This window comes from Azonexus sp. MM2026_4, assembly GCF_055901855.1.
In genome coordinates this window covers 1,468,336-1,482,747 of sequence record NZ_CM148380.1, presented here as the reverse complement: position 1 = coordinate 1,482,747, position 14,412 = coordinate 1,468,336, and the positions used below count along the sequence as shown (strand labels likewise).

The window sequence follows — 14,412 nt, the reverse complement described above, 5'->3', positions numbered from 1 at the left end:
ACTGGCGCATTTTTCACCCCGCCAGGTTCGCCATGGAATTCCTCGACCTTCCCCAACTGCTTTCCGCCGCCGGCAGCGTCCGCCTGCCCGGTTCGAAGAGCATTTCCAACCGCGTCCTGCTGCTCGCTGCGCTCGCCGAGGGCGAGACCGAGGTGCGCGACCTCCTGGCTTCCGATGACACCGAGCGCATGCTGGAAGCCCTGCAGACGCTTGGCGTCGGCGTCACGTCGCTGGGCGGCGAAGCCTGGAAGATCGCCGGTTGCGGCGGTCGTTTCCCGGTCCGCCAGGCGGAACTCTTTCTCGGCAACGCTGGCACTGCCTTCCGCCCACTTACCGCGGCGCTGGCGCTGGCCGGCGGCGACTATGTATTGAAGGGCGTCGCCCGCATGCATGAGCGGCCGATTGGCGACCTGGTCGACGGCCTGCGCCAGCTCGGCGCTGACGTCACCTACCTCGGCAACGACGGCTATCCGCCGCTGCAGTTGAAGCCGGCGACGATCCGTCCGGACGGCGCGGTCAAGGTGCGCGGCGACGTCTCCAGCCAGTTCCTGACCGGCCTGCTGATGGCCCTGCCGCTGACTGGCGAGACGGTCACGGTCGAGGTCGTCGGCGAGCTGATCTCCAAGCCCTACATCGAGATCACGCTGGCGACCATGGCCCGCTTCGGCGTCGTCGTCGAGCGCGACGGCTGGCAGCGCTTCACCGTCAAGGCCGGCAGCCGCTACGTGTCGCCGGGTACGGTGTATGTCGAGGGCGATGCCTCGTCGGCGTCCTATTTCCTGGCCCTCGGCGCCATTGGCGGCGGGCCGCTGCGCGTTGAGGGCGTGGGTGCCGATTCGATCCAGGGCGACGTGAAATTTGCCGAAGCGCTGGCGCAGATGGGCGCCATCATCGAAACCGGGCCGAACTGGATGACTGCACGCGCGCCGCAGGGCGGCCTGGTCGCCGTCGATCTCGATTGCAACCACATTCCCGATGCGGCGATGACGCTGGCCACCGCCGCGCTGTTTGCCCGGGGAACAACCACGCTGCGCAACATCGCCAGTTGGCGGGTCAAGGAAACCGACCGCATCGCGGCGATGGCGACCGAGCTGAGGAAGCTTGGCGCCGAAGTCGAGGAGGGCGCCGATTTCATCAGAATCACGCCGTTGACCGTCAGACCCGCGGCGATCGATACCTATGACGATCACCGCATGGCGATGTGCTTCTCGCTCGCCGCCTTCGCGACGCCGCTGCGCATCAACGATCCGAACTGCGTCGCCAAGACCTTCCCCGATTACTTCGCGCGCTTCGCTGCAGTGACTCGGGCGGCGCCGGTGATCGCCATCGACGGCCCGTCGGCTTCCGGCAAGGGGACGGTGGCGTCGCGCGTTGCCGCCGCGTTGGGTTTTGCCTACCTCGACTCCGGCGCGCTCTACCGGCTGACCGCGCTCGCCGCGCAGCGGGCGAACGTCGCCTGGGACGACGAAGCCGGCGTTGCCGACGTCGCCGCGAGGCTCGACGTCGTCTTCACTGGCGATGACATCCGCCTGGCCGGCGTGCTGGTTGGCGACGCCATCCGCACCGAAGTCATTTCGGCCGGCGCCTCGAAAGTCGCGGCCTTGCCGGCTGTGCGCGAAGCGCTGCTGTTCCGCCAGCGCGCTTTCAACACTGCGCCCGGCCTGGTCGGCGACGGTCGCGACATGGGCTCGGTGGTCTTCCCGCGGGCGCCGCTCAAGATATTCCTTACCGCCACTGCCGAGGCGCGCGCTGAACGGCGCTATAAGCAGTTGATCGAAAAAGGTTTCTCTGCTAATCTCCCGGACCTTCTGTCGGACCTGCAGCAACGTGACGCGCGCGATTCGCAGCGCAGCGTGGCGCCACTCAGGCAGGAGGCGGATGCCAGGCTGCTGGAAACCACCCATCTCACCATCGAACAGGCGGTGAAACAGGTGCTCGACTGGTACGCGGAAGCAAACTCGTAGTACGGCGTTGCCGGCCATGCCGGTCGGCAACTTGTTTTTCACCTCAACCCGCTGTGGGCTTTGTGGCTCGTGGCAAGGAACTCGCTCCGTAATGGAATCTTTTGCTCAACTTTTTGAAGAATCCCTGGCTCGCCAGGAAATGCGTCAAGGCGAAGTCATCACTGCAGAAGTGGTGCTCATCGATCACAATTTCGTTGTGGTCAATGCCGGCCTGAAATCCGAATCCTACGTTCCCGTAGAAGAATTCCTCAACGACCAGGGTGAAGTTGAAGTCGCCGTCGGCGATTTCGTCCAGGTCGCCATTGAAATGCTGGAAGACGGCTACGGTTCGACCCGTCTTTCCCGCGATCGCGCCAAGCGCATCGCCTCCTGGAACTTCCTCGAGCAAGCCCTCAACGACGGTGCCCTGGTTTCCGGCACCATCACCGGCAAGGTCAAGGGTGGTCTCACCGTCATGTCCAACGGCGTCCGTGCCTTCCTCCCGGGCTCGCTGGTCAACATGCGTCCGGTCAAGGACACCACGCCGTACGAAGGCAAGACCATGGAGTTCAAGGTCATCAAGCTTGACCGCAAGCGCAACAACGTCGTCCTGTCCCGTCGTGCCGTCCTCGAAGCGACCGCCGACAAGGATCGCGAAAAGCTGATGGAGAACCTCAAGGAAGGCGCTACCGTCAAGGGCGTCGTCAAGAACATCACCGACTACGGCGCATTCGTCAACCTGGGCGGCATCGATGGCCTGCTGCACATCACCAACCTGGCCTGGCGCCGCGTCCGTCACCCGAGCGAAGTGCTCAACGTCGGTGACGAAGTTACCGCCAAGATCCTCAAGTTCGACGCCGAGAAGAACCGCGTCTCGCTGGGCATGAAGCAACTGGGCGACGATCCGTGGGTCGGCATTGCCCGTCGCTACCCGGCCGGTACCCGCCTGTTCGGCAAGGTCACCAACCTGACCGACTACGGCGCTTTCGTCGAAATCGAACAGGGCATCGAAGGCCTGGTGCACGTCTCCGAAATGGACTGGACCAACAAGAACGTTCATCCGTCCAAGGTCGTTTCCCTCGGCGACGAAGTCGAAGTCATGATCCTCGAAATCGACGAAGAACGCCGTCGTATTTCGCTGGGCATGAAGCAGTGCCAGGCGAACCCGTGGGACGAGTTCGCGATGAACCACAAGAAGGGCGACAAGGTCAGGGGCGGTATCAAGTCGATCACCGACTTCGGTATCTTCATCGGCCTGCCCGGTGGCATCGACGGCCTGGTTCACCTGTCCGACCTGTCCTGGTCGGCGACCGGCGAAGAAGCGATCCGCAACTTCAAGAAGGGCGACGAAGTCGAGGCCGTCGTGCTCGGCATCGACGTCGAGAAAGAGCGCATCTCCCTGGGCATCAAGCAGCTCGACGGTGATCCGTACGCCAACTTCATCGCCACTCACGAGAAGAACAGCATCGTGCGCGGTATCGTCAAGACGGTCGACGCCCGTGGCGCCGTGGTCACGCTGGATGGCGAAAACGAAGCCTACCTGCGTGCCTCGGAGTTCTCCCGCGAGCGTACCGAAGACCTGTCGCAGCATCTGAAGGTCGGTGACGAGGTCGAAGCGATGATCATCAACGTCGATCGCAAGACCCGCGGCATCAACCTGTCGATCAAGGCCAAGGATCAAGCCGAACAGCACGAAGCGATGCAGAAGTTCTCTGCCGACACTTCCGCTGCGACCGGTACGACCAACCTGGGTGCGCTGCTCAAGGCCAAGCTGAACCAGCAAGGCTGATAGGCTGCGACATGACCAAATCCGAGCTCATCGTCCGGCTGGCGGAGCGTTTTCCGCAGTTGGTGGCGAAGGATGCCGATTTCGCAGTCAAGATGATTCTCGATGCGATGTCCGAAGCGCTGGTGCGCGGCGATCGCATCGAGATCCGCGGATTTGGCAGCTTCGCGCTCAACTACCGGCCGCCGCGCGTTGGACGTAACCCGAAATCCGGGGACAAGGTCAGTGTGCCGGCGAAGTGGGTTCCCCACTTCAAGGCCGGCAAGGAACTGCGCGAACGGGTCGATCAGTCGATCTGAAGCCGGGCTTGGCCCAATGTGGTAGATTCGGGGCAGTGAGTTTCACTGCCCCTTTTCATTGAATGTCATGACAGCCCTGACCTGGTTCCTGCGTTTCATCATCTTCGCTTTCCTGGTGGTCTTTGCCGTCCAGAATACGGCGCCGGTCACCCTGAGCCTGGCGCTCGACTACCAGTGGCAGGCGCCGCTGGTCATCGTGTTGCTGGTCTTCTTCGGTGGAGGGGCCTTGCTTGGCCTGCTCTCCCTGGTCGGCACGGTGTTCCGCCAGCGACGCGAAATCACCCGTCTCAAACGCGCCCTGCTCAAGGTCGAGCAGCCGCCGCTGCCGGATCTGCCTGCGCCGCAACAATGAATGAACTGTTCGAATACTGGCAGTTGCTGCTGGTCCCGGTGTTTTTTGCCATGGGCTGGGCTGCCGCCCGCGTGGACATGCGGCAGGTCGTGCACGAGTCGCGGACCTTGCCGCGTTCCTATTTCAAGGGCCTGAACTTCCTGCTCAACGAGCAGCCGGACAAGGCCATCGATTCCTTCCTAGAAGTCGCCAAGGTCGATTCGCAGACCGTCGAGCTGCATTTCGCGCTCGGCAACCTGTTTCGCCGGCGCGGCGAGACCGAGCGGGCGATCCGCATGCACCAGAACCTGCTGGAACTGCCGGACGTCGAAGACAAGCACCGCCTGCAGGCGATGGTCGAACTCGGTCAGGACTTCCTCAAGGCCGGCCTGCTCGACCGCGCCGAAGATATTTTCAACAAGCTGCTGGGTACCGCCCGCGAGGCCGACGCCAAGCGTTCGCTGCTCGAGATCTACCAGGTCGGCAAGGAGTGGCAGAAGGCGATCGAAATCGCCCGCGAACTGCCCGACGTCGCGACGCACAAGGACATCGCCGAATACTACTGCGAGCTGGCGGCGGGCGAGATCATGCGTTCGCGCCACGACTCGGCGCGCCAGTATCTCGAGGTGGCGATCCAGGAGAACCGCAAGTGCGTGCGCGCCAGCATCCTGCTCGGCGACCTGTTTGCCCAGGAGGGCAAGGCGGCGGAAGCGATCGACGTCTGGCAGGCGATCGAGCAGCAGGATCCCGCCTATCTGTCGCTGGTCGCCCAGCGCCTGCTCGATGCCTACCGCAAGCTGTCCCGGCTCGATGCCGGGGTAGCCCTGCTGCGCGGTTATCTCGAACACTATCCGTCGATCGACCTGCTCGAAGTCGTCTACCAGCTGGTCCTGGAAAACGAGGGCAACGAGGCGGCCTATCGCCTGGTGCGCGCCGAACTGCAGCGCAACCCGACGCTGGTCGGCCTCGAGCGGCTGATCGCCGCCCGTCTGCCGCTGGCGTCGCCGGAAGTGCGCGGCGACCTGGAACTGGGCAAGACCATCGTCCAGGGCTATACCCGGCGCCTGTCGCGCTATCGGTGCAATAATTGCGGCTTCAAGGCGCGTCAGTTCTACTGGCGTTGCCCGGCCTGCGGCGGTTGGGAGACCAGCCCGCCGCGGCGCAGCGAGGAATTCGATCAATCCCTGTAGGACTTCGATGCTGGAAAAACTCTCGCAGGTGCGCCTGCTCGTCGTCGGCGACGTCATGCTGGACCGCTACTGGTTCGGCGAAGTCAGCCGGATTTCACCGGAGGCGCCGGTGCCGGTGGTCAAGGTCGAGCGTATGGAAGAGCGCCTCGGCGGTGCCGCCAACGTCGCCCGCAATGCCGCCTCGCTCGGCGCGCGGACGACCCTGCTTTCGGTGGTCGGCGACGACGATGCCGGCCGGGCCTTGTCCCGCCTGCTTGGCGACAGCGACATCGCGGCCGACCTCAAGATCGACCGCCAGATCGACACCACGGTCAAGCTGCGCGTCATCGGTCGTCAGCAGCAACTGCTGCGCATCGACTTCGAGACCGCACCGTCGCACGAAGTTCTTGACGCCAAGCTCGCCGAATACGAGCGTCGCCTTGCCGATTGCGACATCGTCATCCTGTCCGACTACGGCAAGGGCGGTCTCACCCACATTGCCGAGATGATCCGCCTTGCCCGTGCCGCCGCCAAGCCGGTGCTGGTCGATCCGAAGGGCGACGAGTGGGCCAAGTACGCCGGGGCGACGGTGATCACCCCGAACCGTTCCGAGCTGCGCGACGTCGTCGGCCGCTGGTCTGGGGAAGACGTGCTGTTCGCCAAGGCCGAGAAGCTGCGCGGCGAACTCGGCCTGGAGGCCTTGCTGGTCACCCGCAGCGAGGAGGGCATGACCCTCTTCGCAGATGGCCAGACCTTCCACCAGGCGGCGCAGGCGCGCGAAGTCTTCGACGTTTCCGGCGCCGGCGACACCGTCATCGCCACCCTGGCCGTCATGCTTGCCGCCGGTGCCGACTGGGCCGAGGCCATCCGCATCGCCAACGTCGCCGCCGGCATCGTCGTCGGCAAGCTCGGCACCGCCGTCGTCACCCGCGACGAAATCGCGGGTGCCCTGTAAAGGAGAGAACATGTACACCATCGTCACCGGCGCCGCCGGGTTTATCGGTTCGAACATCGTCAAGGCTTTGAACGAGCGCGGCGTGACCAGGATCATCGCCGTCGACAACCTGAGCAAGGCGGAAAAGTTCAAGAACCTGCTCGATTGCGAGATCGCCGACTACATCGACAAGCAGGACTTCATCGCCCGCATCCAGGCCGGCCATTTCGACGGCGAGGTCGACGCCATCTTCCACGAGGGCGCCTGTTCCGACACCATGGAAACCGACGGCCGCTACATGATGGAGAACAACTTCCGTTACTCCAGCATCCTGCTCGACTGGTGCCTCGACCAGGACGTGCAGTTTCTCTACGCCTCGTCGGCGGCGACCTACGGCGCTTCCAGCGTGTTCAAGGAAGAGCGCCAGTACGAGGGGCCGCTCAACGTCTACGGTTACTCGAAGTTCCTGTTCGACCAGGTGGTCCGCCAGCGTCTGGCGCAGCAGCCGTCGTCGCAGATCGTCGGCTTCCGCTACTTCAACGTCTACGGCCCGCGCGAGAACCACAAGGGGCGGATGGCCTCGGTCGCCTTCCACAACTTCAACCAGTTCCGCGCCGACGGCAAGGTCAAGCTGTTCGAGGGCTCGCACGGCTACCCGGACGGCGGTCAGATGCGCGATTTCGTCTTCGTCGGCGACGTCGCCAAAGTGAATCTGTTTTTCCTCGACCATCCCGAAAAATCCGGCATCTTCAACCTCGGCTCCGGCCGCGCCCAGAGCTTCAACGATGTCGCCGTGGCCGCCGTCAACGGTTGCCGCAAAGCAAAATCGGAGGCACCGCTGGCGCTCGAGGAGCTGCGGGCACAGGGCTTGCTCGAATACATCGCCTTCCCCGAGGCGTTGAAGGGCAAGTACCAGGCATTCACGCAAGCCGATCTGACGAAGCTGCGCGACGCCGGCTACGAAGCGCCGATGGCGACGGTCGAGGAGGGCGTTTCCCAATACATCGACTGGTTGCATGCCCATGTATAAAACCCTGCAGGATTTTGTCGGAAACACGCCGCTGGTTCGCCTGCAGCGCATTCCCGGCGCCATCAACGAGGCGCGCGGCAATGTCATCCTGGCCAAGCTCGAAGGCAACAACCCGGCCGGTTCGGTCAAGGATCGCCCGGCGCTGTCGATGATCCAGCGCGCCGAAGCGCGCGGCGACATCAAGCCGGGCGACACGCTGATCGAGGCGACTTCCGGCAACACCGGCATCGCGCTGGCCATGGCGGCGGCGATCAAGGGCTACAGGATGATCCTGGTGATGCCCGAGAACCAGAGCATCGAGCGTCGCCAGAGCATGCGCGCCTACGGCGCCGAACTGGTGCTGACGCCCAAGGACGGCGGCATGGAACTGTGTCGCGACGTCGCCGAACGGATGCGCGACGAAGGCAAGGGCATCATCCTCGACCAGTTCGCCAACCCGGACAACCCGGTTGCCCACTACGAAGGCACAGGCCCGGAAATCTGGCGCGACACCGGCGGGCGCATCACCCATTTCGTTTCCAGCATGGGCACCACCGGCACCATCATGGGCACCAGCCGCTACCTCAAGGAAATGAACCCGGCGATCACCATCGTCGGCTGCCAGCCGGAAGAGGGCAGCCAGATTCCCGGCATCCGTAAGTGGCCGGAAGCCTACCTGCCGAAGATCTACGCGCCGACCAACGTCGACCGCATCGAATACGTCAGCCAGGCCGACGCCGAGGCGATGACCCGGCGGCTCGCCGTCGAGGAAGGCATCTTCGCCGGCATCTCGTCCGGCGGCGCGCTCGCCGTGGCGCTGCGCATCGCCGCCCAGGTGGAGCATGCGACCATCGTCTCGATCGTTTGCGACCGCGGCGACCGCTACCTGTTGACCGGTGTTTTCCCCGCATGAAGCCGGTCCTCGTCTTCGACATCGAGACCATTCCCGACGTTGCCGGCCTGCGTCGGATCAACGAGCTGCCGGGCGAACTGTCGGATGCCGAAGTCGCCGAACTCGCCTTCCAGCAGCGCCGGGCGAAGAACGGCAGCGATTTCCTGCCGCTGCACCTGCAGCGCATCGTCGCCATTTCCTGCGTGCTGCGCACGCTCGACGGTTTCCGCGTGTGGTCGCTGGCCGAGCCCGATCTCGACGAAGGCGCGATCATCCAGCGCTTCTTCGACGGCATCGAGAAATTCACGCCGCAGATCGTCTCCTGGAACGGCGGCGGCTTCGACCTGCCGGTGCTGCACTACCGCGGCATGCTGCACGGCGTCGCGGCGCCGCGCTACTGGGACATGGGCGACGGCGACTACGCCGACTCGCGCGACTTCAAGTGGAACAACTACATCAGCCGCTACCACACCCGTCACCTCGACCTGATGGACCTGCTGGCGATGTACAACGGTCGCGCCAATGCGCCGCTCGACGAACTGGCCAAGCTGTTCGGCTTCCCCGGCAAGCTCGGCATGGACGGCAGCAAGGTCTGGGACGCCTGGCAGGCCGGGCAGGCGGCCGACATCCGCGATTACTGCGAGACCGACGTGGTCAATACCTACCTCGTCTACAACCGTTTCCGGCGCATGCGCGGCGAGTTCACCGCCGACGAGGAGCGCGCCGAACAGGAATTCGTCAAGGCGCAACTGGCCCGGATCGACGCGCCGCACTGGCGCGAGTTTCTTGCCGCCTGGCAATGATCCCGCAGCGCAGCAAGCTATAATCGCGAAGCTTTTTTTCAAACCCAACGCAGAGAGAAAACAATGGCTCTTAACAACGTTCCCTCCGGCAAGTCCCTCCCCGACGACTTCAACGTGATCATCGAGATCACTGCCCATTCCGACCCGGTCAAGTACGAAGTCGACAAGGAAAGCGGCGCCATTTTCGTCGATCGCTTCATGTCCACGTCGATGCACTATCCGTGCAACTACGGCTACATCCCGCACACCATCGCCGGCGACGGCGATCCGGTCGACGTGCTGGTGATGAGCCCGTTCCCGCTGCCGCCGGGCGTTGTCGTCCGCTGCCGGCCGCTCGGCCAGCTGTCGATGACCGACGAAGGCGGCGAAGACGCCAAGCTGCTCGCCGTGCCGGTGTCCAAGCTGACCCCGCTGTACAACGACGTCAAGACCTACGAAGACACGCCGGAACTGCTGCGCCAGCAGATCGCGCACTTCTTCGAGCACTACAAGGACCTGGAGCCGGGCAAGTGGGTCAAGGTCAATGGCTGGCAAGGCATCGACGCCGCCCGCGAAGAAATCATGACCGGCATCCAGCGTTACAACGACGCGAAAGACAAGCCGAACTACTGAGATGCTGCGTATCGCCGTTGCCCAGTTCAACGCCGTCGTCGGTGACCTGACCGGCAACGTCGACCGCATCGTCGCCTGTGCCGCCGCGGCCAAGGCCCGCGGCGCGCAGGTGCTGCTGACGCCGGAACTGGCGTTGAGCGGCTATCCGCCGGAAGACCTGCTGCTGCGCCCGGATTTCTACCGTGCCTGCCAGCGGGCGCTCGACGACCTGGCCGCCCGTGTGGACGGGATTGCACTGGTCGTCGGCCATCCCGAAGAACATCAGGGTGCCTGCTACAACGCCGCGACGGTCATCGAAAACGGCCGCCCGCTTGCCGTTTACCGCAAGATGCGCCTGCCCAACTACGACGTCTTCGACGAGAAGCGCTATTTCGAGGCCGGACGCGAGGCCTGCGTCGTCGAACTCGGCGGCGTCCGCTGCGGTATCAACATCTGTGCCGACATCTGGGAAACCGGCGCCTTCGAAGCTGCCTGCCAGGCCGGCGCGGAAGTCGTGCTGGTGCTCAACGCCTCGCCCTGCCACCTGGAGAAGCACCAGGAGCGCGCCGAGGTGCTCGGCGAGCGGATTGCCGCCACCGGCATTCCCGCCATCTACTGCAATCTGGTCGGCGGCCAGGACGAACTGGTTTTCGACGGCGGCTCCTTCGCCCTCGATGCCCGTTGCCAGGTCGCCATGCGTCTGCCGCAGTTCGCCGAAGCGCTCGGCATCGTCGAGGTCGACGGGCCGCGCCTGCATTCCGCCGACCTCGTCGAACCCCTGTCGCTGGAAGCCGAGGCCTACTCGGCGCTGGTCATGGGCGTGCGCGACTACATCGGCAAGAGCGGCTTCAAGGGCGCGATCATCGGCCTCTCCGGCGGCATCGATTCGGCGCTGACGCTGTGCGTCGCCGTCGACGCGCTCGGCGCCGACAAGGTGCACGCGGTGATGATGCCGTCGCCCTACACGGCGCAGATGAGCCTCGACGACTCGCGCGAGATGATTCGCCAGTTGGGCTGCAGCTACGACGAGATCGCCATCGCGCCGGCGATGGCCACTTACGAAGCCATGCTGGCGCCGCTGTTCGACGGCCTGCCCAGCGACACCACCGAAGAGAACATCCAGGCGCGGATCCGCGGCAACCTGCTGATGGCGCTCTCCAACAAGACCGGCAAGCTGGTCCTGACCACCGGCAACAAGTCGGAGATGGCGGTCGGCTACTGCACGCTGTACGGCGACATGGCCGGTGGCTTCGCGGTGATCAAGGATGTCTACAAGACCCTGGTCTATCGTCTGTCACGCTACCGCAACACGCTGTGCAGCGGCGCGCCGGTGATCCCCGAGAACATCATCGTCCGCCCGCCGTCAGCCGAGCTGAAGCCGGACCAGAAGGACCAGGATTCGCTGCCCGAATACGAGGTGCTCGACGCCATCGTCCGCGCCTACATGGAAGAGGACCGCAGCCCGCGCGAGATCATCGCCGCCGGCCTGCCCGAAGCCGATGTCCGGCGCGTCGTTCGCCTGTTGCGCATCGCCGAATACAAGCGCCGCCAGGCGCCGGTCGGCATCCGCATCACGCCGCGCGGTTTCGGCAAGGACTGGCGCTATCCGATCACCAACCGTTATGCTGACGAATATTGAGCATCAACCGAGAAGAGGGAAACAGACATGAAAAAAATCGAAGCCATCATCAAGCCGTTCAAGCTCGACGAAGTGCGCGAGGCGCTGTCGGAAGTCGGCATCACCGGCCTGACGGTCACCGAAGTCAAGGGCTTCGGCCGCCAGAAGGGGCATACCGAGCTGTACCGTGGCGCCGAATACGTCGTCGATTTCCTGCCCAAGATCAAGATCGAGATCGTCGTTGCCGGTCCGCAGGTCGAGCCGGCGATCGACGCCATCGTCAAGGCGGCGCGCACCGGCAAGATCGGCGATGGCAAGATTTTCGTCACCAGCGTCGAACAGGTTGTCCGTATCCGTACCGGCGAGACCAACGAAGCGGCCATCTGATCGCCTGCCGGTAGGCCAGAGCTTGGAACGGGACGGCGCCAGCCGTCCCGTTTTTGTTTCCGGCTTGGTGCATGCCAAGCGGTTTGTCATGGTATTCCCGGCGATTTGCACCAAGTCTGAGCAAATCGTTTGACCGTCCCGGCAAAAGCGGGTAATTTCCTTCGCCTGAGGGGGTTCCCCTCATCCGTCAGTCAGGATTCTCCAACGATTCAGTGGCAAGCGGGATTTCATGTACATCATTCAGGTAGAGAGAAGATGTGACGGCAACTGCCGTCACCTATCCCCAATCTTCCCGGCATGCCGTGAGGCATGTGGCGATGACAGGGTCGGTATGTCCGGCCGTGTCATGTCCCTGAACTAAGGGCCAGAGTATGACGACGCGGCCAGCCTTCCTCGCAGTACCCGGAAGCGCTGTCGCGATCGGTGCGGTTTTTCAGACAAGACCCGATTCGGCACAGACCGACAAGCACCCGTTTTCCTCCTTTTCCGGTGACTGCCCTGGCGCATCCGCGTCTGGGTCGTGTCTTGCCGTCCGGAAAGTATTGCGGAGAAATAGCCTGTTCAATTTTTGTCAGTCTAAAGAGAGGGAGAAGTAATGTCTTCTGCATTGTGGTTGGCGTTGTTATGTGCGGGGTTGGCGGTCATCTACGGCTGGTTGTCCAGTCGTTCGATTCTTGCGTTGCCGGCGGGGAACGAGCGCATGCAGGAAATCGCCAAGGCGATCCAGGAAGGGGCGGCCGCCTACCTGAGTCGGCAGTACAAGACCATCGCGATGGTCGGCGTGGTGATGGCGGTGCTGATCGCCATTTTCCTCGGCATGCCGACGGCGGTCGGCTTCGTCATCGGCGCCACGTTGTCCGGTGCCGCCGGTTTCATCGGCATGAACGTTTCCGTCCGCGCCAATGTGCGTACCGCCGAAGCGGCACGCGGGGGCATTGCGCCGGCGCTTGACGTCGCCTTCAAGGGCGGGGCGATCACCGGCATGCTGGTGGTCGGCCTCGGGCTGTTCGGTATTGCCGGCTACTACGGCGGCATGCTGGCTTTCGGCCTGCCCCAGGACAGTGCGCTGCATGCGCTGATCGGTCTGGCTTTCGGTTCGTCGCTGATTTCCATTTTCGCCCGTCTCGGCGGCGGCATCTTCACCAAGGGGGCCGACGTCGGTGCCGACCTGGTCGGCAAGGTGGAAGCCGGGATTCCCGAGGACGATCCGCGCAACCCGGCGGTGATCGCCGACAACGTCGGTGACAACGTCGGCGACTGTGCCGGCATGGCGGCCGACCTGTTCGAGACCTATGTCGTGACCGTCGTCGCCACCATGGTGCTCGGTGCGCTGATGCTGAAGGCCTCGCCGGTGCTCGGCGATGCGCTGATCCTCTATCCGCTGGCGCTCGGTGCCGTCTCCATCATCGCCTCGATCGTCGGCTGCTACTTCGTCAAGACCTCCGACGGCGGCAAGATCATGGGGGCGCTGTACAAGGGCCTGATCGTCGCCGGCGTGCTGGCGCTGGCTTTCTATTACCCGGTGACCTCGTGGTTGATCGGCGCCGGTGACCCGGCGGCTGGTATCACCACCGCCAGCATGTTTGTCTGCGCCATCATCGGCCTGGTGCTGACGGCGGCGATGGTGTGGATCACCGAGTATTACACCGGCACCGAATATGCGCCGGTCAAGCACGTTGCGGCGGCTTGCCAGACCGGTCACGCGACCAACATCATCGCCGGCATCGGCGTCTCGATGAAGGCGACGGCGCTGCCGGTGCTTTCCGTCTGCGCCTCGATCTGGGCGGCCTACTCGGTCGGCGGCCTGTACGGGCTGGCGATCGCCGCCACTTCGATGCTGTCGATGGCCGGTATCGTCGTTGCGCTTGATGCTTACGGTCCGATCACCGACAACGCCGGTGGTATTGCCGAAATGGCCGAACTGCCGCCGGAAGTGCGCGCCGTCACCGATCCACTCGACGCCGTCGGCAATACCACCAAGGCGGTGACCAAGGGCTACGCCATCGGTTCCGCCGGCCTTGCCGCGCTGGTCCTCTTCGCCGACTACACGCACGCGCTGGAAGCGGCGACTGGCCAGGTATTCACCTTCGACCTGTCGAACCACATGGTGATCATCGGCCTCTTCGTCGGCGGTCTGATTCCCTACCTGTTTGGCGCGATGGCGATGGAAGCGGTCGGTCGTTCGGCCGGCGCCGTGGTCGTCGAGGTGCGTCGCCAGTTCAAGGAAATTCCCGGCATCATGGAAGGCACGGCCAAGCCCGATTACTCGCGCGCGGTCGACATGCTGACCGTCGCGGCGATCAAGGAAATGATGATCCCGTCGATCCTGCCGGTTGCCGTGCCCATCGTCGTCGGTCTGCTGCTCGGTCCGCAGGCGCTCGGCGGCCTGCTCGTCGGCACCATCGTCACCGGCCTCTTCGTGGCGATTTCGATGACTACCGGCGGCGGTGCCTGGGACAATGCCAAGAAGTACATCGAGGATGGCCACTTCGGCGGCAAGGGTTCCGATGCGCACAAGGCGGCGGTTACCGGCGATACCGTCGGCGATCCCTACAAGGATACGGCCGGCCCGGCGGTCAACCCGCTGATCAAGATCATCAACCTGGTCGCGCTGCTGATCGTGCCGCTGATCGTCTGATCGCCAGCTTTT

At 64.0% G+C, this 14,412-nt stretch carries 13 protein-coding genes; all 13 read left to right on the top strand.

Going from position 1 to position 14,412, the window contains the following annotated elements:
• The first annotated feature begins 32 nt into the window (after positions 1-32).
• The 13 genes from AC0KWY_RS06765 to AC0KWY_RS06705 all read left to right on the top strand — a co-directional run bounded on the left by AC0KWY_RS06765 (position 33) and on the right by AC0KWY_RS06705 (position 14,400).
• Entirely contained in the window at positions 33-1,964 is a 1,932-nt protein-coding gene (locus tag AC0KWY_RS06765; protein WP_474028870.1) for a bifunctional 3-phosphoshikimate 1-carboxyvinyltransferase/cytidylate kinase, read from the top strand.
• Positions 1,965-2,055: 91 nt separating this feature from the next.
• Positions 2,056-3,732 (top strand): 30S ribosomal protein S1, encoded by a 1,677-nt coding sequence (rpsA, locus tag AC0KWY_RS06760; RefSeq protein WP_474028869.1) that lies wholly within the window; start codon positions 2,056-2,058, stop codon positions 3,730-3,732.
• A gap of 11 nt (positions 3,733-3,743) precedes the next feature.
• The gene (locus AC0KWY_RS06755; RefSeq protein WP_374328250.1) at positions 3,744-4,028 is read left to right on the top strand and encodes an integration host factor subunit beta; all 285 of its coding nucleotides are present in this window, start codon (positions 3,744-3,746) and stop codon (positions 4,026-4,028) included.
• A 67-nt stretch (positions 4,029-4,095) separates the two neighbouring features.
• Positions 4,096-4,380 (top strand): LapA family protein, encoded by a 285-nt coding sequence (locus AC0KWY_RS06750; protein WP_474028868.1) that lies wholly within the window; start codon positions 4,096-4,098, stop codon positions 4,378-4,380.
• Entirely contained in the window at positions 4,377-5,549 is a 1,173-nt protein-coding gene (gene lapB / locus AC0KWY_RS06745) for a lipopolysaccharide assembly protein LapB (protein ID WP_474028867.1), read from the top strand. The genes AC0KWY_RS06750 and lapB overlap by 4 nt, the downstream gene beginning before the upstream one ends.
• Positions 5,550-5,556: 7 nt before the next feature.
• Entirely contained in the window at positions 5,557-6,483 is a 927-nt protein-coding gene (gene rfaE1, locus AC0KWY_RS06740; RefSeq protein ID WP_474028866.1) for a D-glycero-beta-D-manno-heptose-7-phosphate kinase, read from the top strand.
• A gap of 10 nt (positions 6,484-6,493) precedes the next feature.
• A complete protein-coding gene (gene rfaD / locus AC0KWY_RS06735; protein ID WP_474028865.1) occupies positions 6,494-7,492 on the top strand; it encodes an ADP-glyceromanno-heptose 6-epimerase in 999 nt (332 codons plus the stop codon).
• The gene (gene cysM, locus AC0KWY_RS06730) at positions 7,485-8,384 is read left to right on the top strand and encodes a cysteine synthase CysM (RefSeq protein ID WP_474029706.1); all 900 of its coding nucleotides are present in this window, start codon (positions 7,485-7,487) and stop codon (positions 8,382-8,384) included. Before rfaD ends, cysM begins: the two co-directional genes overlap by 8 nt.
• Positions 8,381-9,166 (top strand): 3'-5' exonuclease, encoded by a 786-nt coding sequence (locus AC0KWY_RS06725; RefSeq protein ID WP_474028864.1) that lies wholly within the window; start codon positions 8,381-8,383, stop codon positions 9,164-9,166. The genes cysM and AC0KWY_RS06725 overlap by 4 nt, the downstream gene beginning before the upstream one ends.
• Positions 9,167-9,229: 63 nt before the next feature.
• Positions 9,230-9,778, top strand: coding sequence for an inorganic diphosphatase (gene ppa / locus AC0KWY_RS06720; RefSeq protein WP_474028863.1), 549 nt, complete (start codon positions 9,230-9,232; stop codon positions 9,776-9,778).
• A gap of 1 nt (position 9,779) precedes the next feature.
• The gene (locus AC0KWY_RS06715; protein WP_474028862.1) at positions 9,780-11,396 is read left to right on the top strand and encodes an NAD+ synthase; all 1,617 of its coding nucleotides are present in this window, start codon (positions 9,780-9,782) and stop codon (positions 11,394-11,396) included.
• A 27-nt stretch (positions 11,397-11,423) separates the two neighbouring features.
• Entirely contained in the window at positions 11,424-11,762 is a 339-nt protein-coding gene (locus AC0KWY_RS06710) for a P-II family nitrogen regulator (protein ID WP_474028861.1), read from the top strand.
• A 595-nt stretch (positions 11,763-12,357) separates the two neighbouring features.
• The gene (locus tag AC0KWY_RS06705; protein WP_474028860.1) at positions 12,358-14,400 is read left to right on the top strand and encodes a sodium-translocating pyrophosphatase; all 2,043 of its coding nucleotides are present in this window, start codon (positions 12,358-12,360) and stop codon (positions 14,398-14,400) included.
• The last annotated feature ends 12 nt before the right edge of the window (positions 14,401-14,412 follow it).